General features: G+C 68.8%; 27 protein-coding genes. 26 read left to right on the plus strand and 1 reads right to left on the minus strand.

Annotation, left to right across the window (positions count from 1 at the left end; translation table 11 throughout):
• Positions 1-7 precede the first annotated feature (7 nt).
• On the minus strand, positions 8-289 hold the full coding sequence (locus ACPYN4_RS11450; RefSeq protein ID WP_424446413.1) for a helix-turn-helix domain-containing protein: 282 nt from the start codon (positions 287-289) through the stop codon (positions 8-10).
• An 89-nt stretch (positions 290-378) separates the two neighbouring features.
• Between ACPYN4_RS11450 and ACPYN4_RS11455 the strand changes: the two genes are divergently transcribed.
• From ACPYN4_RS11455 to ACPYN4_RS11580, 26 genes are all read left to right on the plus strand, one after another.
• A complete protein-coding gene (locus ACPYN4_RS11455; RefSeq protein WP_424446414.1) occupies positions 379-627 on the plus strand; it encodes a hypothetical protein in 249 nt (82 codons plus the stop codon).
• A 42-nt stretch (positions 628-669) separates the two neighbouring features.
• Positions 670-930 carry a hypothetical protein gene (locus tag ACPYN4_RS11460; protein ID WP_424446415.1) on the plus strand — a complete coding sequence of 87 codons (261 nt, stop codon included), beginning with the start codon at positions 670-672 and terminating at the stop codon, positions 928-930.
• Positions 927-1,307: a hypothetical protein gene (locus tag ACPYN4_RS11465; protein ID WP_424446416.1), complete on the plus strand. Its 381-nt coding sequence runs from the start codon at positions 927-929 to the stop codon at positions 1,305-1,307. The genes ACPYN4_RS11460 and ACPYN4_RS11465 overlap by 4 nt, the downstream gene beginning before the upstream one ends.
• Entirely contained in the window at positions 1,304-1,540 is a 237-nt protein-coding gene (locus ACPYN4_RS11470) for a hypothetical protein (RefSeq protein WP_424446417.1), read from the plus strand. Before ACPYN4_RS11465 ends, ACPYN4_RS11470 begins: the two co-directional genes overlap by 4 nt.
• Positions 1,537-1,770 carry a helix-turn-helix domain-containing protein gene (locus ACPYN4_RS11475; protein WP_424446418.1) on the plus strand — a complete coding sequence of 78 codons (234 nt, stop codon included), beginning with the start codon at positions 1,537-1,539 and terminating at the stop codon, positions 1,768-1,770. Before ACPYN4_RS11470 ends, ACPYN4_RS11475 begins: the two co-directional genes overlap by 4 nt.
• On the plus strand, positions 1,767-2,087 hold the full coding sequence (locus ACPYN4_RS11480) for a hypothetical protein (RefSeq protein WP_424446419.1): 321 nt from the start codon (positions 1,767-1,769) through the stop codon (positions 2,085-2,087). Before ACPYN4_RS11475 ends, ACPYN4_RS11480 begins: the two co-directional genes overlap by 4 nt.
• Entirely contained in the window at positions 2,087-2,362 is a 276-nt protein-coding gene (locus ACPYN4_RS11485) for a hypothetical protein (RefSeq protein WP_424446420.1), read from the plus strand. The genes ACPYN4_RS11480 and ACPYN4_RS11485 overlap by 1 nt, the downstream gene beginning before the upstream one ends.
• Before the next feature lie 5 nt (positions 2,363-2,367).
• Entirely contained in the window at positions 2,368-3,030 is a 663-nt protein-coding gene (locus ACPYN4_RS11490; protein WP_424446421.1) for a phage antirepressor KilAC domain-containing protein, read from the plus strand.
• A gap of 31 nt (positions 3,031-3,061) precedes the next feature.
• The gene (locus tag ACPYN4_RS11495) at positions 3,062-4,021 is read left to right on the plus strand and encodes a hypothetical protein (protein WP_424446422.1); all 960 of its coding nucleotides are present in this window, start codon (positions 3,062-3,064) and stop codon (positions 4,019-4,021) included.
• Positions 4,021-4,266, plus strand: coding sequence for a hypothetical protein (locus tag ACPYN4_RS11500; RefSeq protein WP_424446423.1), 246 nt, complete (start codon positions 4,021-4,023; stop codon positions 4,264-4,266). Before ACPYN4_RS11495 ends, ACPYN4_RS11500 begins: the two co-directional genes overlap by 1 nt.
• Positions 4,266-4,664 carry a hypothetical protein gene (locus tag ACPYN4_RS11505; protein WP_424446424.1) on the plus strand — a complete coding sequence of 133 codons (399 nt, stop codon included), beginning with the start codon at positions 4,266-4,268 and terminating at the stop codon, positions 4,662-4,664. The genes ACPYN4_RS11500 and ACPYN4_RS11505 overlap by 1 nt, the downstream gene beginning before the upstream one ends.
• The gene (locus tag ACPYN4_RS11510) at positions 4,661-4,942 is read left to right on the plus strand and encodes a DUF3263 domain-containing protein (RefSeq protein WP_424446425.1); all 282 of its coding nucleotides are present in this window, start codon (positions 4,661-4,663) and stop codon (positions 4,940-4,942) included. Before ACPYN4_RS11505 ends, ACPYN4_RS11510 begins: the two co-directional genes overlap by 4 nt.
• A gap of 14 nt (positions 4,943-4,956) precedes the next feature.
• Positions 4,957-6,369: a ParB/RepB/Spo0J family partition protein gene (locus ACPYN4_RS11515; RefSeq protein WP_424446426.1), complete on the plus strand. Its 1,413-nt coding sequence runs from the start codon at positions 4,957-4,959 to the stop codon at positions 6,367-6,369.
• Between the two features lie 28 nt (positions 6,370-6,397).
• Positions 6,398-7,753: an Lsr2 family DNA-binding protein gene (locus ACPYN4_RS11520; protein WP_424446427.1), complete on the plus strand. Its 1,356-nt coding sequence runs from the start codon at positions 6,398-6,400 to the stop codon at positions 7,751-7,753.
• A 3-nt stretch (positions 7,754-7,756) separates the two neighbouring features.
• Positions 7,757-8,218 (plus strand): hypothetical protein, encoded by a 462-nt coding sequence (locus ACPYN4_RS11525; protein WP_424446428.1) that lies wholly within the window; start codon positions 7,757-7,759, stop codon positions 8,216-8,218.
• On the plus strand, positions 8,211-8,798 hold the full coding sequence (locus ACPYN4_RS11530) for a hypothetical protein (protein WP_424446430.1): 588 nt from the start codon (positions 8,211-8,213) through the stop codon (positions 8,796-8,798). Before ACPYN4_RS11525 ends, ACPYN4_RS11530 begins: the two co-directional genes overlap by 8 nt.
• Complete coding sequence (locus ACPYN4_RS11535) at positions 8,795-9,661, plus strand: DNA adenine methylase (RefSeq protein ID WP_424446431.1); 867 nt, start codon at positions 8,795-8,797, stop codon at positions 9,659-9,661. Before ACPYN4_RS11530 ends, ACPYN4_RS11535 begins: the two co-directional genes overlap by 4 nt.
• Before the next feature lie 11 nt (positions 9,662-9,672).
• Positions 9,673-10,254, plus strand: a complete 582-nt coding sequence (locus ACPYN4_RS11540) for an XF1762 family protein (RefSeq protein WP_424446432.1) — start codon at positions 9,673-9,675, stop codon at positions 10,252-10,254.
• Positions 10,251-10,700 carry a hypothetical protein gene (locus ACPYN4_RS11545; protein ID WP_424446434.1) on the plus strand — a complete coding sequence of 150 codons (450 nt, stop codon included), beginning with the start codon at positions 10,251-10,253 and terminating at the stop codon, positions 10,698-10,700. The genes ACPYN4_RS11540 and ACPYN4_RS11545 overlap by 4 nt, the downstream gene beginning before the upstream one ends.
• Positions 10,700-11,197: a tyrosine-type recombinase/integrase gene (locus tag ACPYN4_RS11550; RefSeq protein ID WP_424446435.1), complete on the plus strand. Its 498-nt coding sequence runs from the start codon at positions 10,700-10,702 to the stop codon at positions 11,195-11,197. The genes ACPYN4_RS11545 and ACPYN4_RS11550 overlap by 1 nt, the downstream gene beginning before the upstream one ends.
• Positions 11,198-11,749: 552 nt before the next feature.
• Positions 11,750-12,463, plus strand: coding sequence for a hypothetical protein (locus ACPYN4_RS11555; protein ID WP_424446436.1), 714 nt, complete (start codon positions 11,750-11,752; stop codon positions 12,461-12,463).
• 166 nt (positions 12,464-12,629) lie between these two features.
• On the plus strand, positions 12,630-13,349 hold the full coding sequence (locus ACPYN4_RS11560; RefSeq protein ID WP_424446437.1) for a hypothetical protein: 720 nt from the start codon (positions 12,630-12,632) through the stop codon (positions 13,347-13,349).
• A 271-nt stretch (positions 13,350-13,620) separates the two neighbouring features.
• Positions 13,621-13,926: a hypothetical protein gene (locus ACPYN4_RS11565; RefSeq protein WP_424446438.1), complete on the plus strand. Its 306-nt coding sequence runs from the start codon at positions 13,621-13,623 to the stop codon at positions 13,924-13,926.
• Between the two features lie 163 nt (positions 13,927-14,089).
• Positions 14,090-14,524, plus strand: a complete 435-nt coding sequence (locus ACPYN4_RS11570) for a hypothetical protein (protein WP_424446439.1) — start codon at positions 14,090-14,092, stop codon at positions 14,522-14,524.
• Complete coding sequence (locus ACPYN4_RS11575; RefSeq protein ID WP_424446440.1) at positions 14,484-15,128, plus strand: P27 family phage terminase small subunit; 645 nt, start codon at positions 14,484-14,486, stop codon at positions 15,126-15,128. Before ACPYN4_RS11570 ends, ACPYN4_RS11575 begins: the two co-directional genes overlap by 41 nt.
• A gap of 46 nt (positions 15,129-15,174) precedes the next feature.
• Entirely contained in the window at positions 15,175-16,914 is a 1,740-nt protein-coding gene (locus ACPYN4_RS11580; RefSeq protein WP_424446441.1) for a hypothetical protein, read from the plus strand.

The following is a 16,914-nucleotide window of genomic DNA, read 5'->3' on the forward strand; positions in this document are numbered from 1 at the left end:
CCCAGGGTTACTCGTGTTCGGCCTCCTGGCGGCTCTGCCAGTCCTGATCGTCGGATGCCGCCAAAGCGAAATCGCCCCGAACGAGCGCAAAGGGGTCAAGGCCAAGTGCGTGCGCGAACTTGTCGATGTCGTCGGTGTTGAGCGGAGTTTCGCCGCGCATCTTCCTGTAAAAGGTGTTCCTCGGAACGCCTGAGCGCGCGATGATCTCCGCGTCTGTCATGCGGCGAGCTTCGATCGCCTTCTGGATCGTGTCGACCAGCCGCCAGCTGAACTCACTCAGGTCTCCCATATGGCACACGCTACCCATTTTCGGTACGCCTTGGCAACTAGTACCAAAAATGGTTGCGTAGCAGTCCCAGATTCGGTACGCTCCCAGATATGGGAGTCCAGACGATGTTCAGCAGCCTGATCACACGGGCGGTGAAGGCGGAGCTTGCGCGACGAGGCGAAGACGGGCTTGCGCTCATCGCACCGCTGAGCCTCAGTCGCAACTCGGTGTACGCGCGACTGCGTGAAGAGAAGCCGTTCAGTACCGACGAGATCGCTCAGATCGCGGACTTCCTGGGGATCGCTCCCGAGGACCTCGTCGCATCAGCCATGCCCGCGCAGAAAAAGCCGGCCGCGTAGCAGCGCGACCGGCTCACAACACAAGAAGGAGCACACCCTCTCATGTCGAACACCACCGTACCTCTCCAGATCACTGTCGACGGCACAGACACCTTCGAGGGTTTCGTGGGCGAGCCCGACACCCTCCGCGTGTACACGCCCGCCCTTGACGGTTCCCGCGCCGCGGTCGACCTTCTGATGACGCCTGACGTCGCCGCCGAGGCGATCGCCGACCTGGCATCCACCCTCCGCCACAACGCCGCATACGGCGCGCTCGCCGCGGCGGTCGAGGGCTTCTTCGAGTCGCAGGCGGTGGCGTCGTGACGCTCACCACGGCGTTCTGTGCTGACGAACGCCACGCATCCTGTGACGGGACCGTTCACGTCGCGCGGATCGGGCAACCGTTCGCCGAAGCTGAGCACCGGGCATGCGGCTGCCGCTGTCACGCGCCGATCGACGCGGTCGCGGAGACAGCGCTGAACAAGGGTCAGACGTACGGGGGAGCCGTCACCGGGATGCTCAACGGCAAGCGGGTCAGCCGGGACGTGACGTTTACGGCTGCGCGCGACCAGGATCCCGAGCCGTTCATCCGCGACCGGGAGAGCACGCCCGACCAGGATCGCGTCTTCGTCGTGCACTCGCACGGCTCCGCACCGCAGCTGTTCGTGACCGGCTCGATCCGTGAGGCGGTGGCGTCGTGAGCGCGAAGATGAAGCGCCGCCGGCGCCACGACCGCCTCAAGCGTGTCCTGCTCGAGCGCCGCTACCGCCGCGAGGATGCGATCTTCTTCGAGACGGGCCGGTTCCCGGCATCCATCGTCTCGGCGTGCGTCTGCTCGTGCGGCGCCCGCGCGTTCTCCCGCACCGCCCACGACCGCACCACCGAGGAGTTTTACGCCGCGCACGCCTACTGCGACGAGGAGATGTTCTCGTGAGCGCGCTGCCGGTCCATGACGCCCCGGCCGTGATCATGCGGCGGGGCCCGGTGCTCACGACGCGGGGCGCGGCCGTGTACTGCGGCATCGCACATCAGACGCTGCGTAACCTGCTCGCACTGAAGCAAGGCCCGAAGTCGTTCAAGCAGGGACGCCTGAACGTGTTCTACCCCGCCGACCTCGACGCGTGGCTCGCGGGCCGGATCACGGACCCGGAGGCGAACCAGTGAGCGATCTGCGCGCGCTCGCCGCAGCCCTCGTCGTCGCCTTCGCCGTGCTCTGCACGCCGGCCGCGCTCGAGCCGGTGCTGAACAGTGCCGACCTCGTCGTCGCCGCGGCGCCCGTCGCGGTCGTCGCATTGCTGTGGCGCCGCACCTCCAAGACCCCCGTCGAGGCTCCGGCTCCCCGTGCCGCCTCCAACCGGAGCCTCGACGGGCTCGACTATCCCGCTCCGGTCCCTGCGAGGCGCACGCTCGCTGACTTCCCCGCAGCGGAGCACCTTGCCCCGTGCGCGACGGACTGCTGGGTTTGCGAGGCGGCACGATGATGACCGCAGCGCTACTCGTCTCCTACGTGGTCTTGCTGGTGACCATCGTCATCGAGCTCCGCTGGGAGCGGGCCCGGCTCGCCGAGCTGAGCGCGCGCCTCGGCCGCGCCGAGGAGGCGCTGTCGCTGTTCGACGTGCGCATCTGCCGGGAGTGCCGGTGCACTGACGACGTCGCGTGCATGTCGGGCTGCTGGTGGGTCGAGGAGGATCTCTGCTCGTCGTGCGCCGACGACCTCGCCGCCGAGGGTTCGTCGCTCGAGGGCGGGCGGCGGTGACCGTCATGACCGAGCTCGCCCGTGCCCGCGTGAAGCTCATCCACCGGATGCCTGACCGCAGCGACTTGTGGGTGTTCATCGACGACGGCGCGATGTTCCTCCGCGCCGACCAGGTCGAGGCGCTCGCGGGCATCCCTCCGTGGTCGGGTGGTGAGCTGCTCGTCGACCTGAACGAGTGGAAGACGATCGACGGTCACGCGTGCTACCCCGTCGAGGTCGCGATCGCGCGGTGCGAGAACGCGGCGACGCCCGCCGCGGCTGCATTCCTCGAATGGGTGCGTCCGGTGCTCGAGCAGGTCGACGACGACGCGCTCGACAACGCGCAGGCCGTCCCCGGGTTCGTCGGTTCGTTCCCCGTCGACGTCACCGCGCGCCGACTGTCCGCCGACCCTGAGGTCGAGATCGGGCGCCGCGCCCTGTTCGCGTTCATGCACGACCTCGGATGGTTGTCGCGTGAGGGAGCGGATGACGACTGGACGGTCACTCACCTCGCACGGCGCAACGGCTGGCTCACGGTCCGTCCCGTCCTTGTGTCGGGGCGGGGGAGACGCACATACCTGCAGCCGTATGTGACGCCCCCGGGTCTCGCGGAGCTTCACCGGCTGCTCACTGCCGGTCGGCGTCGCGACCCGCCCGAGCCTGCGGGGCATCCGACCCTCTTCGACTGAGCACACCCCGTCACCTCAAGGAGCACACACCATGAGCCTCACTCTCTCCACGCCGGCCGCGTCCGCCGCGGCGTCTGGCGTGCGCGTCTGCCCGCCTGAGCACGCTCACGCCGGCACCACGAACTGCTATCACCACCACGGATGCCGGTGCACGCCGTGCTCGAACCGTGTCGTGTCGGGCAACGCCCGGGTGCGTCGCCTGCGTGCGTATGGCCGGTGGGAGCCGCTCGTCGACGCGACGGTCGCTCGCGCCCACCTGAGGGTGCTGTCCGCGTATGGGGTCGGCATCCGCCAGGTCGCCGCTCTCACCGGCATGTCTCACGCTCACCTTCGCGATATCCGCGTCGGCCTGACGGCCACGATCCGCAAGGAGAACCACGATCGCATCCGAGCGGTGCCGGCCGACGTGTCGTCGCTCGCACCGTCCGCACCCGTCCCGGCGCGGGGCGTGCATCGTCGCCTGCAAGCGCTCCACGCCCGCGGGTGGACGACGGGGACCCTCGCCCCGCACTTGGGCACCCATTCCAGCAACGTGAGCCGCCTCCTGCAGCAGGACGTCGTCACCCGCCTGCTGCACGAGCGCGTCGCCGCCGTGTACGGGCGTCTGTGGGACGTGGCCCCGCCTGTGTCGGGCCCTGCGCAGCGCCGCGAGTCGGAGAAGGCCCGCCGCATCGCGCGGGAGAACGGGTGGGCGCTCCCGATCGAGTGGGACGACATCGATACCGACGACGCTCCGCTCGCCGAGGCGCCGGCGCTCGAGGCCGACGTCGATGTGATCGCGGTCGATCTCGCGGTGCACGGCCACCAGGTCGTCCTCACCCGGGCGGAGCGTCACCTCGCCGTCGAGCAGCTGCACGCCGCGGGCCACGGGGACCGCCTCATCGCGCACATGCTGCTCGTCGACGACCGCACCATCCTCCGCGACCGCAAGCACCTCGGCCTCCCCGCGAACGAGAACCCCACTCAGCTCGACCGACGGCTGGTGGCGTGATGCGCTGGCTCGTTCACCGCGCACCGGCCCGGCAGCCCCGGTTCGGCGAGACGCCCCGTGACGTCCTCGCCTGGACAGTGCAGCCCTACGTCACCCTCGGCGACGGGTCGCGTCAGTTCCTGAAGCAGCCGGTCCCGTTCCCGCGCCTCGCGGCGGCGCACGCGCACGCGACGGCGGAGGCGCGCCGGTTCGCCGCGGCCGCGGAACGCAACCACCCGTCCCCTCGCCTGCGGGTGGTGGCGTGATGCTCACCCTCGATCGTCAGCTCCCCGCGCTGTGGGACGGACGCGCCGTCACCTGGTCGCCGTTCGAGCTCGAGCCGCCGATGTTCATCTGCGACCGCTCGAAGCGGAGGAACGGCCTCCACATCCCCACATGCGACCGGTGCGGTCACGTCGGGCAGAAGCTCCGCGCGATCGGCCTCCGCCAGCCAGCGCCCGGCGCGAGCGAACCCGGCGAGTACCTCCGCCGGCACCGCAACGGCAGCCCGATCTACGCGCAGGAGCCGGCGCCCGCGTACCGCGACCTGCACGCGACCCGCTGCCCCGCCTGCGGGCTCGACCAGGTGTGCGACGCCGCCTCCGGCGAGGCGTGGGATCTCGACGAAAGCGACTACGGCCCCGAGGGGAGTGTCGCACCATGACCGATCGCATGGAGACCCACTCCGAAGTCTTCTATCTGCCCGACGAGCGGGCGCGGCAGCTGCTCGCGTTCGCGGCCGCGCATCCCCGCATCATCCGTGCGGAGGAAGCCTGCCGCCGTGAGCTCGGCCTCACTCCCGCCCGCTACGTGCTGCTGCTGCACCGCCTCATCGACACGCAGCAAGCCCTCGACATTGATCCCGTCCTCACGCACCGCCTCCGCCGCATCCGCGACGAAGACCGCGCGGGGACAGCCCGCCGCCTCGGCACCACCCATTGAAGGAGCACACCCTCATGAACACCACCGACCCCGAGACGCACGCGCTGCAGCTCATCACCCTCGACCCCACCACCATCCGCACCCTCGACCAGATCCGTCAGAGCGCTACGCCGGACGAGGGCCTCATCCAGTCCGTCGCTGAGAACGGCATCCTCCAGCCCCCATCCGTGGTCTGGAACGACGATGAACAGGCCTATTACCTCGTCTTCGGCGCTCGCCGCGTGGGCGCTGCGATCATCGTGGGCCTGACCGAGATCCCTGTGATCGTCCGCGACCCCGCCACCTTGACCGAGGCGATCCTTCTCGGGCAGCAGATCGTCGAGAACGAGCGCCGGGAGGCTATCCCCGCGACCGACCTCGCCCGCGCCTGGTCGCGCCTCGAGGAGCTGTTCGGCGAGTCGATCGAAGACATCGCCGCCCGCACGGGCGAGAACTCCAACCGGGTGACTGCCGGCATCCGTGCCGCCCGCTCGGAAAAGACCACCGCACTCCTCGCGTCCCGCCCCGCCCTGGACCTCGAGAAAGCAGCGATCCTCACCGAGTTCGATGAGCACCCGACCGTGCAACGCGAGCTCGCGGAAACCGCAGTCGAGAAGCCTCAGGACTTCGACTGGAAGGTCCGCGCCGCGCAAGACCGAATCGCGAAGGATGCACGCATCGCCGAGCTGAAGGCAGAAGCCCGCACCGCGAAGGTGAAGCTCGCCAAGAGCGACGGGTACGGCTCCCTGAAAGCAGGCACCACGCGCATCAGCAACCTCGTCGACGCCGCCGGCAAGAAGCTCACCGCCCGCAACCACGCTGCCTGCCCCGGTCATCGAGCGTTCATCGACGGATACCGCGCCGAGGACCTCAAGATCGAGTACGCATGCGAGGGCTACGAGGACCACGGACACACGTTCCCCAGCCGTGCACCCCGAGAGCAGACCGACGAAGAGAAGCAGGCCGAGACCGCGCGCCGCGAGCACGCCGCCGCTCTCGAAGCGAACCGCGCCGCGCGACGCCAGTGGATCACGAACATGCTGCCCGGCAAGATCAACCAGCTCCCCGGCGTCTACGAGTACATGCACGCCGCGCTCGCCGCCTACGAATCTAACTACGCCGACCACCGCGCCCCCGACATCACCATCGCGCTCCTCAATACGGGCATCGACGTCGACACAGAGAAGTACGGTGCAGCCACCGACGCTCTCAACTCCCTGATCGAAACGCGCAAGATCGCCCCCTTCCGCATGATGCTCGCCATCTCATTGGCCGTGCATGAGAGAAAGCTCGCCGCCGGCCGTGCCTCCGACGCGATCGTCCGCCACTACGAACACCTCGAGCGGTGGGGCTACGCGCTCACCGAGCTCGACGCCGAGGCGCTGACCGCCCACCGGGACGCGCTCACCCCCGCCCAGACCGACGACGTCGTCGACGACTCCGAATGACACCCACCCACCGCGAAACGGGGGGGGGGTGCTCGATGAGCTCTCCGCACGCATCCTCCGCCCCGACCTCTTCGCACACGCCGACGACCTCGCCGAGGCCGCACTCGCACTCGCAGGAAGGACCGCAGCAATGAACGCAGCATCCGATCGTCTCGAAGACACGTTCCCCCACGGCACCCCCACCGGCTACACGCAGGGATGCCGCGGCAACGCGTGCCCCGCCGCCGACGAGCACGGCCTGTCGTGCAAGAAAGCGAAGCAGCTCGCCGCGGGCGACTACGGCTACCAGAAGCTCGCCAAACGCGGCCTCGGCCCCGCCGAGATCGCGCTCGAGCTCGGCCTCATCCCCGAGGCCCCCACCGCCACCGTCATCCCCGCCAAGAAGGCCACCGCCTCTAAGCCCGCCCCGGCGAAGCCCGCCGCGACCGAGCCGATCGCCGACCAGACGCCGGCCTCGGCCCCCGCACGCCCATCCCAGAAGACCATCCGCGACTGGGCCCACGCGAACAACATCGAAGTCAACCAGCGCGGCAGCGTCTGGAAGACCGTCGTCGACGCCTACCTCGCCGCCCACCCCAACGAAAACACCACCACCCCGACCGAGCAACCCACCCTGCCGGCCGCCCCGCACACGGTCACCGACGCCGACCTCGACGAGTGGGCAAAGACGTACCCCGCCGCCGGCATCACCGACCAGATCGACGAACTCCGCACCCGCATCGACATGCCGGCCCCCGACCCCACACCCGTCGACCCGCACGCGCTCGCCGATCCCACCACCGACCCCGACGAGACAACCGAGGTCTCCACCCCCGGCGAGTTCGCCGCCCGCTGGAACCGGCTCACCGACCCCGAACGGGCCGCATGGCTCACCAGCATGCGCGACGCGCACGCCGCCGCCGAACACTGCACCACCGACGGGCACGCCGCCCTCGTCACCCTCCGCGACACCCGCCCCGACTGGGCCACCGTCGCCACCGACGCCGACCTCGCCGCCGCGATCGCACAGCGCGACCAGGCCCGACGCTTCGCCGAAGACAGCCTCGCCGAGACCGCCCACGTCGAGGCACGCGAAGCCGCAGGCATCGCGTTCGTGCTCGAAAAGTGGGGCGCCGCGGCCGCGGAACGCGACCGCCTACGCCGACGAGTGGACACCCTCACCAACGAGCTCGACGCCGTGCGCAACATCGAACACGACCTCACCTCCGCATACGCCGAGATCCACGACCTCACCCTCAACGCCCAGAACTACGACGCGCTCGACGCCCACTACACCCTCACCGCAGCCGCCCTCCAAAACGCGCTCGCCGAGGTGGATCGTCTTCGCGGTGTGGTCGAGCGGGCCGCGGTGAAGCCGTGGTGGCGTCGGAAGGATCGGGGCTGAGCCATGCCGATCATGAACTACACGACGGATATCGCTGTCAGCAAGACGATGGCCGGCATCCAGGCCGCGCTCGCGCGCCGCGGCGTCCGCTCGATCTCAGCCCTCTACGACGACGACGGCGCCCCTGCGGGCCTCGCGTTCACGATGAAGACCGACTACGGCTTCCGCGACTTCGAGCTGCCTGTCCGCACCGACGGTGTGCTCGCCGCGATGCAGAACGACCCCAAGGTGCCCCGCGCGAAGTGCACGCGTGAGCAGGCCGCCCGCGTCGCGTGGCGGATCGCGGAGGACTGGCTGAAAGCGCAGGCGGCACTCATCGACGCGTCGCTCGCGTCTCTCGACGAGGTGATGCTCCCGTACATGGTCACCCGCTACGACGGCGACCGTGCGCTGACCGTCTACGGCGCCTTCCGTGAGCAGCAGCTCGCACTCACAGACCACACGAACGGGGGCCGCGATGAGTGAGCTGCGCGTGCTGAACGCCTACGCCGGCATCGGCGGGAACCGTCACCTGTGGCCCGCCGAGTGGCACGTGAAGAACCGCGAGGTGAAGCCGCCCGACCCGCGCCTGTGGGCCGAGATCGCCGTTCTGCGCGACTACGGCGGACGGTACGTCGTCGAGAACGTGCACACGTACTACGAGCCGCCGATCGCACCCGACGTGGTGACGCTGCGGCACTACTACTGGGTGAGCGCCGCACCGTTGCTGATGAGCCACGCACACACTGGCATTCCGATCGCTAACATCGGCCGCGCCGACGACATGGCCGCAGCGTACGGTCTGCCGCCGATCCCGGTCGGCGCGGTGAAGGACCGCCGCCTCGCGATCAGGAACGCCGTCGTGCCGAGCGAGGGCTACGACATCGCCACGGCCGCGTTCGGCTACGAGCTCGCTCACCGATCGGGTGAACCGTCGCCGTGCGCAGGTTGCGGCGGCGACGGCGTGCAGATCGACGACGACCCCGAAAGCACTCGGCAGATCGTCAGCACGTGCGGAGAATGCCGCGGCTCAGGTTCGGCTGTACAGGATCACACGAACCGATGAAACCGCCCTTCCCGTACTACGGCGGCAAGACGCGCGTCGCTGAGGAGATCGCCAGCATCCTGCCGGCGCATCGTCACTACGTCGAGCCGTTCTTCGGAGCGGGTAGCGTACTCCTCGCGAAGCCGCCGATCGTGATGGAGACGGTCAACGACATCAACGGTGACCTGGTGCACTTCTTCCGGACCTTGCGCGACCGGCCTGCAGATCTTGAGCGGGCGTGCTTCCTCACGCCGCACGCCCGTGGAGAGTTCCTCGACGCGCACGTGCACCGTGGCGAGGATGCTGACGACATCGAGCGCGCCCGCCGCACGTTCGTGATCCTCTCTCAGGGGCGCAACGCCTCGCTCCGGAAGACCGGGTGGGCGCACTTCCAGAACCCGGGCAACATGAGCAACGCGGGGTCGCGCCCGTCGTACATCCAGCGCATGGTCGGGCGGTTCGCGGGGATCGCCGATCGCATGCTCAACGTGTCGATCGAGAATCGTGACGCGCTCCAGGTGATCGCTGAGTACGGCAGTCACCGCGACGTGCTGCTGTACGTCGACCCGCCCTATCTGGTGTCGACGCGCACCTCACGCGGCTATGAGGTCGAGTTCGACCGCCCCGAGCAGCACGAAGCGCTCCTGCAGGCGCTCCTCGACTGCGAGGCATCCGTCGTGCTCTCCGGCTACGACAGTGACCTCTATGCCGACATGCTCGCCACCTGGCAGACGCACACGCTCACCGGCGCCCGCGACGGGCGAGGCCAGGCGCGCCGTGAGGTCATCTGGTCCAACCGTCCGCTCGGAGGGCCAGAAACGCTGTTCGACCAGCTGGTGCACAGTTCGGCTGTACAGGACCACGAGAACGGGGTGGCGTCGTGAGCTTACGGATCGTGCCCGTCGACCTCAAAACAGCACGCGAGTTCGTCGCCGCGCACCACCGGCACAATGAACCGCCCATCGGCCACAAGTTCAGCGTCGGGGTCGCGGAGGCTGACCAGCTGGTCGGCGTCGCGATCATCGGTCGTCCGGTGTCGCGGGTCATCCAGTCCGAGGGCAACACGCTCGAGGTGATCCGCACCGCGACAGACGGCACCCGAAACGCGAACAGCATGCTCTACGGGGCTGCGCGCCGCGCCGCGTTCGCGCTCGGCTATGCGAGCCTCACGGGCGAGTGTCCGGTGCAGCGCATCCACGACAGCAAGGCCGATCGCGTGACTGACATCGTGCATCGCTCGGTCGTCACTGAGAATGGGCGCGCCGAGTGCCACCGCTGCGGCCGGGTCGTCGGTGTCACTCGCCGATGGGACGACGGACGCTGGGGCTGGTCACCGTGGCGTTACGACACTCACAGGCCGGCCGATCCGGTGCGCTGCCCGAAGTGCGGTGGCCCCCATCCCTTCCATGATCCGGCGTGCGTGGTGCACCCGGACCTCATCCAAGACCACACGAACCGTACCCAGGAGGAGTCATGAGCAACCACACTCGCGTCGACATCGAGGCCACCGACGACTACGAGTGCGCCTTCGGGGACTGCGGTCACGAGGTGCGACCGTGTCCCACTTCGACATGGGACTGCTGTAGAGAGTGCACCGACCGCAGCTGGGGCCAGTACGAGGGCGGCGTGGTGACGTGGGACGAGTGCAAGGGTGTCGGCGCGTCTTTTGCGGAACAAGAGCTTGATGACGCGTGTCTCGATGAGTTCGACCTGCCGACCCGATCGGCCGATCCGGTGCATCCGCCTATGCCGGTCGGCCACATACGGGCGTGTGGGTGCCCTGAGTGCGTCGCCTGGCTCGAAGCCCACGAGCCGGCCGATCCGGTGCGGTGCCCGAAGTGCGGTGGCCCCGATCCCTTCCATGATCCGGCGTGCGTGGTGCACCCGGACCTCATCCAAGATCACGAGAACGGGAGCAAGTGATGGATCGGTATCAGGTGGTGACCCTCCAGGCGGCGGTCTACGTGGTCGACAACGATGAGATGCAGGCGTCGCGCTTCGCTGGCGACTGGAACGCTCACGCCTCGTGCGAGCTGCTCAACTCGGGCGCGATGCCGCGCGCCGACCTCGACTGGATCGACCTTGAACCGGAATCGGCGGATGCCACCGAACCCGAGGGCTACCTGTTCCCCGGCCGCGACAACGGCCACCTGTCACCACGCTACGTCGGGAAGATCATCCGCGACCTGCTCCCCGGCGAATGGACCATGCACACCCTCCGCCACCGCTTCGGCACCCGCGCCTACGCACTCACCTCCGACCTGCTGCTCGTGCAAGACCTCCTCGGTCACTCGTCACCCTCCACCACCCGCCGCTACGTCGCCGGCAACCCCCAACGCGCCCCAGCCGCCATCGAAGCACTCGCCGAACAGGACGAGCAGCTCCCGCGCCAGCGACCCACCCTCAGCGCGGTCAGCTGATGCCCGCGCTCATCGACCTCACCGGCCAGAAGTTCGGCCACCTCACCGCGATCACCCGCCTCGACGACCGTGTCACGCCCTCCGGCGCCCGACAGCCCATGTGGGGCTGCAAGTGCGCCTGCGGCCGCCGCACCGTCGTCGAGGGTCGCGCCCTCCGCGCTCGCCGGGCGCTGTCGTGCCGCGAGTGTGTGCGTGACCCGTCTCGGATGTTGAAGTACGGGACGACGTATCTCGTGTACTGGCCGGCGCTCGGCATCTTGAAGATCGGGCGCTCGTCGCGGGGTGCGCGTGTCGAGATGATGCGGCAGTCCGGCGGTGTGCCGATTCTGCTCGCGCCGGGGACGGATGCGTCGTGGGAGCGCGCGGGGCTCCGGCGCCTGCGCGAGTTGTTCGACCCGGCGTTCACGGGCCCGTCGGGGGAGGGGGCGCACCGTGCTGACCGGATCTTGGTTCGCGGCCGCGGCTGGTCGGAGTGCTTCTTCGTGGAGCCAGAGGATCTTCAGCTCGCGTTCGACGAGTGTCTACGCACGATGCTGCGGGAAGGAAACACCATTGGAAACAACCCACCTGCCACCCCCGAATGGCGAAGGGCGCTCACCGGCATCCTGCGTGCTCGGTCTGCCCGTCGACGTTGCGGCGACAGCGCTCGGGCTGCAGATGCTCGTGGGGCCGGCGAACGTGCTGCAGCTGCACCCGCAGCGGATCGCGCACCAGCTGTTCCCTGCCGACGATCCGCAGGCCGCGGCGGACCGGGTGATCCTGCACGTTCTGCAGCTCGAGGAGGCCGGGATGGTGTCCACCTGGGCGCAGGACGGCTCGGAGTGGCTGGCGATGCGTCAGGCCTCGCCCGCGCCGTCACCGGCGTTCACGGCCCCTGTCACGGGCCCGTCGTTCGCCCCCGAACCGCATCCGCCGGCACGGCCATTTTCATCGGCTGGAGAGAGAGAAAGAACAAGAGAGGACGCGCGAGCGAGAGCACGTGCACGCACGGACGCGGAGGAGCAAGCGCGACAAGACCGTTGGGCTCGCTGGGAGGACGACTACACCCGGCAGGCACCTACGCGACCCAAGCGCCCGCTCACGATGGATGCTCCGCCCATGGGATGCCCGGATCACCCTCACGGTTCGCTGCAACCCTGCGGACCTTGCGGCACTCAGGCCAGGCGGTACCGGGAGTGGATGGATCGGGAGCAATACACCGAGAAGCTCGCGATGTTCGAGGAGACGACCGACGAGGAGATGCCCGATGACGACGAGCCGTTCTGAGCGCCCGTGCGTCCGTGGATGCGTCGAGGTCGTGCACTACGCGGTGTGCCCGGCGTTCGGGCCGCGTGGTCGCGAGGCGACGTGCACGGGGGAGTGCGAGACGCGTGTCTCGGAGGCGCGGTACGGGGCTTTGCTGTGCTCGCGCTGCTTCGGTCGGATCAGGGGTGTGTTGCTGGATGCCCCTGATGTCGTGGGGCGGATGCGGTCTGCGAGCGACCAGGCGAAGGCCGTTGTTTACCAGCCGGCGAAGGTGCTCTCGGCGGCGGGAGCGGCGAAGGCCCCAGAGCAGTCCCCGGCTGATGTGATCGATGCGATCCGCGATGTGCTCGTGACACTGCGGGCATGGGCGACGACGGTGGACTCGTCCGTGCCGTTCGTCTCGCATCGCGGCTTCACCGATGACGATGAGATCACCGCGGCCGCCATGTACTCCGAGGCGATCCTTGGCCAGCTCGACGTGATCGCGAACGACGCAGCCCGGGGGCCGGCACTGTACCACGAGCTGCTCGAGCGGCATGAGGAGACGACGGTGAGCGGGCGGGTGTGGTCTCTCGCGGATGCTCGGGCGAGGTGGGGTGCCGAGCGGCGCGACGACCAGGCGTACGTCTACCCGGCATCCGATGACGACCACATCGTCGAGCGCCAGCCTGTCACGGAGTGGCATGACCCGCTGCTCACGATCCAGCAAGCAGCGAAGCGTGTCGATCGGTCGCAGCGAACGGTGGAGATCTGGATCGAGAAGGAAGAACTCGCGGTGGCGGTGCGAGTGCGCCTGCCCGACGGCACCACGATGAAGAGCGTCTACGCTTCCGCCGTCGACGCCGTCGCCGCACGCAAACGGCCGGGCCGGCCGCGTCGAGTGAGTGTTCCGGCGATCTCGCCGTAAATGCTTCGTTCCTTCGTGCTACGCTGTGCGTGCACGACCACTATGACCAAAGCCTCATCCATCGGATGGGGCTTTCGTCGTTCGTGCGTACTTCTCGGTGCGGGTGTGCTCCTCGCCGAGAGACCGCCTCGCCGAGACCACGCGACCACAACTCCATGGTGGCCAGATGGCCGAGTCGCTTGATGATCCGGCGAGGCGCGTTCGTGAGAACGGGTGGGCTCCTGCTGTTGCGCGCGGGAGCCCACCCGGCCACGACGGAGGGAGCGACCCGATGGTAGACACCGGCGCCCACATCCCGACATGGAGCGGTCGCCGAGCGCAGGCCGCGCTCCGCAAGGTGAAGGCGAACGGCCGCCGCCGCAACACACCGTGCTTCATCTGCTCGCAACCGATCGACTACTCGCTGCCCTCGACCGATCCAGACGGATGCACGGTGCAGCACAAGAAGTCCCGCAAGCAGTACCCCGAGCTGACCTGGTCACCGTCGAACTGGGCGCCGGCGCACGGATCATGCAACTACTCGGCGGGTCTCGGCGACGCGTCGATCGCGATCGGTGTCACGTCGCAGGACTGGTGACCGCCAGCCTCACGCGGGAGGGGGCCTCGAGAAATCCACGACCCCCCTGGGGGCGGACACCTCCCGCGCGGCCCTCCCTCTCCCCCCGAACCAGAGGGGGGTGTCGAAAAATGCCGGGCCTGGCGGTGAAAACGGACCCATACAGCGAATCGAGGCCGGCGCGATGCACGACCGCCGAGCGCTCCGCGACGAGCGTGCCGCCGGCCGCGGCATCCGCTCGATCGCTCGTGAGCACGGCGCGTCGCGCAACGCAGTGCGCCGCGCTCTCGCCCCTGACGCCCGCCTCGACTACCACCGCCCATCGCTCAGCGAACAGTTCGAGCCGGCCGTTCACGACGTGCTCGCCGACTACCCGCGCCTCTCGGTGCAGCAGATCGGCGAGATCGTCGAGTGGCCGGGCTCGAGGCGCTCGCTGTCCGACCTCGTCGCGCGCCTGCGACCCGAAGCGCTCGCGCGCGAGGCCGAAGACCTCAATCGTCCCGTCCTCGGGCGCATCGCGCTCGGTGTGCTGACCATCGCCCGCGTCAGCGCGGGCGCTCTGACCGTGGGGAGCGTGCATGTCGGCAACCAGACACAAGATCCCCACCGAGCCGCCTGAGCGCCTGCTCGACGACGTCGCTGAGGTCTGGCGCGAGAACGTGATCCACGCATCGTCGTTCGCGCCGACCGTCGACGCAACGATTTTCGAGGCCTACTGCAGCCTCATCGCGCGATGGCGCACCACGGCGCAGTCGGTCGCCGGCGACGGCATCGTGGTCGCCGACGACAAGAAGGGCGCGATCGTGCACCCGGCGCTCGCCGCCGAGCGGCAACTCGCGGAGCAGATCAAAGAGTGGGCGCCGCTGTTCAACCGGCCGCCCGCCGTGCGCCGCAAGAGCGGCCCGATGTACGACGCGACGAAGCACTCGATCTCAGCCGCGGGTTACACCGTCGACGGCAAGTACGCCAAGGAGCGCTACGAGGGCGCGTGCGAGGCCGTGCTCACCCTCGCATGGCTGATCGACGAGGCGCAGCGTGCGGGCCTCGACGCTCTGCAGAAGGCGTCGTACGTGACGATCCCGACCTACCTCAAGGGGTGCGCGGAGCTCGAGATCACTCCCGCGTCGATCCCTGAGGCTGCGCGAAAGAAGGTCGACGGTGCCGGCGGCAAGGTCACAAAGTTCGAAGACGCGGCCGCGAAGCGCCGCGCAGCGCGCGGCTGACCGCCCGCTGCCGAAGCGGTGGCCGGTACCTGCCGGATGCGGGCAGGTGTACGTCGACAAGGTGCACGAACGCGACCTCGCTACGCCCGAGACCGCGCACCTGTTCGGCTCCGCCGAGCCCCGCATCTGCACGCCGCCTCTGCGCGAGCTCACACCCGACACGAGCCTCGGGTTCGAGGTCATCGACTTCGCCGAGGAAGTGCTCGGCATCGTCATGCTGCCGTGGCAGCGGGTCGCAGCGATCCGCCTGCTCGAGCTCAACGAAGACGGCTCGCTCCGGTTCCGCACAGCCGTCGTGCTCGTCGCCCGCCAGAACGGCAAGTCGACGCTCGCGCAGGTGCTCACGATCTGGCTGCTGTTCATCTGGGGTTGGCCCCTCGTGCTCGGCACCGCACAAGACCTCGACGTCGCCGAAGCGCTCTGGGAAGAAGTCGTTGACATCGTCAGCGACCAAGAAGAGCTCGCCGCGATCGTCGCGGGCGTCACGAAGACCAACGGCAAGAAGAGCCTCAACCTCACCACCGGCGCCCGCTACAAGGTCAAGGCCGCGAACCGTCGCGCAGGTCGCGGCCTCTCGGGCAACCTGGTGCTCCTCGACGAGATTCGCGAGCACCAGACCTGGGATGCCTGGGGCGCGATCACCAAGACCACGATGGCGCGGTCCGAAGCGCTCATCCTCGCACTCTCGAACGCCGGCGACGTCACGAGCCTCGTCCTCCGCTACCTGCGCCTCATGGCGCACAAGACCCTCGGCGACCCCGATGGCATCGCCGCGCTTGATGATGCTGCCGACGCCGGCCCCACCGAGCACGACCTCGAAACCATCCGCAGCCTCACCGACGAAGACGAAGAGCTCGACGACTACGACGACGACACCGTTGCGCTCGCCGTCGACGACCTCGAGCAGGACGAAGACACCCTGATCCTGCTCGAGTGGTCGGCGCCCCCAGGATGCGACCGCCGCGACCGCGCCGGGTGGTCCTGGGCGAACCCGTCTCGTCGATACACGATCAGCGATCGGACGATCGCGGCCGCGTGCAATACCGACCCGGAGTGGGTGTTCCGCACCGAGGTGTTGTGCCAGTGGAACGACGGTGCGACGTCGGGCCCGTTCGATCCGGGCGCGTGGGAAGAGACCACCGTCGCCACCGTGAAAGACGACGCCGGGCGAGTGACGGTGAAGTCACGCGCCGACCGCATCGTCGGCCCCGTCGTCGCTGGTATTGCGCAGTCGAACGATCGCGGCATCACCTACATCGCGTTCGCGGGCCGCCGCCCTGATGGGGTTGCGCAGTGCGAGATCGTCACGGCGCGTGGTGGCAGCGAGTGGCCCGTGGAGTGGCTGATGAGCTCCGACCGTAAGGGTCGCATCCGCTCCGTCACGGGGCAGACGAAGGGTGCCCCCGAGTCGACCTTGCTGAAGAAGCTCGACACAGACCGCAAGTTTCGGCTGCGTGTCGTTGAGCTCACCGGCTCTGACCTGCTCGATGCCTACGCGGATGCCGACGACGCGGTGCGTGAGCGCAGCGTCTGGCACACGCCGTGGCCTGCGCTCGACTTGGCCGCTCAGACGGCCGAGTGGAAGAACCTCGCTGGCGGCGCCCGCGTGATCGATTCCGTGAAGTCGCCGACCGAGACAGCGGCGCTGCGCGCGTGGGTGGCGGCGCTGTGGCTGCTCGAGCACGAACCGACACCGAAGGCACCTCCACCGCCCGCACCGCGGGTGGTGACTCAGGCGTCGCCGACGGCGAGCAGGGAACCCAACCTGCGCACGATGCAGTTCTAG

The organism is Microbacterium sp. CH-015, from assembly GCF_049707015.1.
GTDB classification, from domain to species: domain Bacteria; phylum Actinomycetota; class Actinomycetes; order Actinomycetales; family Microbacteriaceae; genus Microbacterium; species Microbacterium aurum.

Excerpts from the sequence above, each read along its gene's own strand:
- ACPYN4_RS11450 (WP_424446413.1), bottom strand. The coding sequence starts at position 289 with ATGGGAGACCTGAGTGAGTTCAGCTGGCGGCTGGTCGACACGATCCAG.
- ACPYN4_RS11455 (WP_424446414.1), top strand. The coding sequence starts at position 379 with ATGGGAGTCCAGACGATGTTCAGCAGCCTGATCACACGGGCGGTGAAG.
- ACPYN4_RS11460 (WP_424446415.1), top strand. The coding sequence starts at position 670 with ATGTCGAACACCACCGTACCTCTCCAGATCACTGTCGACGGCACAGAC.
- ACPYN4_RS11485 (WP_424446420.1), top strand. The coding sequence starts at position 2,087 with ATGACCGCAGCGCTACTCGTCTCCTACGTGGTCTTGCTGGTGACCATC.
- ACPYN4_RS11490 (WP_424446421.1), top strand. The coding sequence starts at position 2,368 with ATGACCGAGCTCGCCCGTGCCCGCGTGAAGCTCATCCACCGGATGCCT.
- ACPYN4_RS11495 (WP_424446422.1), top strand. The coding sequence starts at position 3,062 with ATGAGCCTCACTCTCTCCACGCCGGCCGCGTCCGCCGCGGCGTCTGGC.
- ACPYN4_RS11500 (WP_424446423.1), top strand. The coding sequence starts at position 4,021 with ATGCGCTGGCTCGTTCACCGCGCACCGGCCCGGCAGCCCCGGTTCGGC.
- ACPYN4_RS11505 (WP_424446424.1), top strand. The coding sequence starts at position 4,266 with ATGCTCACCCTCGATCGTCAGCTCCCCGCGCTGTGGGACGGACGCGCC.
- ACPYN4_RS11510 (WP_424446425.1), top strand. The coding sequence starts at position 4,661 with ATGACCGATCGCATGGAGACCCACTCCGAAGTCTTCTATCTGCCCGAC.
- ACPYN4_RS11515 (WP_424446426.1), top strand. The coding sequence starts at position 4,957 with ATGAACACCACCGACCCCGAGACGCACGCGCTGCAGCTCATCACCCTC.
- ACPYN4_RS11525 (WP_424446428.1), top strand. The coding sequence starts at position 7,757 with ATGCCGATCATGAACTACACGACGGATATCGCTGTCAGCAAGACGATG.
- ACPYN4_RS11530 (WP_424446430.1), top strand. The coding sequence starts at position 8,211 with ATGAGTGAGCTGCGCGTGCTGAACGCCTACGCCGGCATCGGCGGGAAC.
- ACPYN4_RS11535 (WP_424446431.1), top strand. The coding sequence starts at position 8,795 with ATGAAACCGCCCTTCCCGTACTACGGCGGCAAGACGCGCGTCGCTGAG.
- ACPYN4_RS11545 (WP_424446434.1), top strand. The coding sequence starts at position 10,251 with ATGAGCAACCACACTCGCGTCGACATCGAGGCCACCGACGACTACGAG.
- ACPYN4_RS11550 (WP_424446435.1), top strand. The coding sequence starts at position 10,700 with ATGGATCGGTATCAGGTGGTGACCCTCCAGGCGGCGGTCTACGTGGTC.
- ACPYN4_RS11565 (WP_424446438.1), top strand. The coding sequence starts at position 13,621 with ATGGTAGACACCGGCGCCCACATCCCGACATGGAGCGGTCGCCGAGCG.
- ACPYN4_RS11570 (WP_424446439.1), top strand. The coding sequence starts at position 14,090 with ATGCACGACCGCCGAGCGCTCCGCGACGAGCGTGCCGCCGGCCGCGGC.
- ACPYN4_RS11575 (WP_424446440.1), top strand. The coding sequence starts at position 14,484 with ATGTCGGCAACCAGACACAAGATCCCCACCGAGCCGCCTGAGCGCCTG.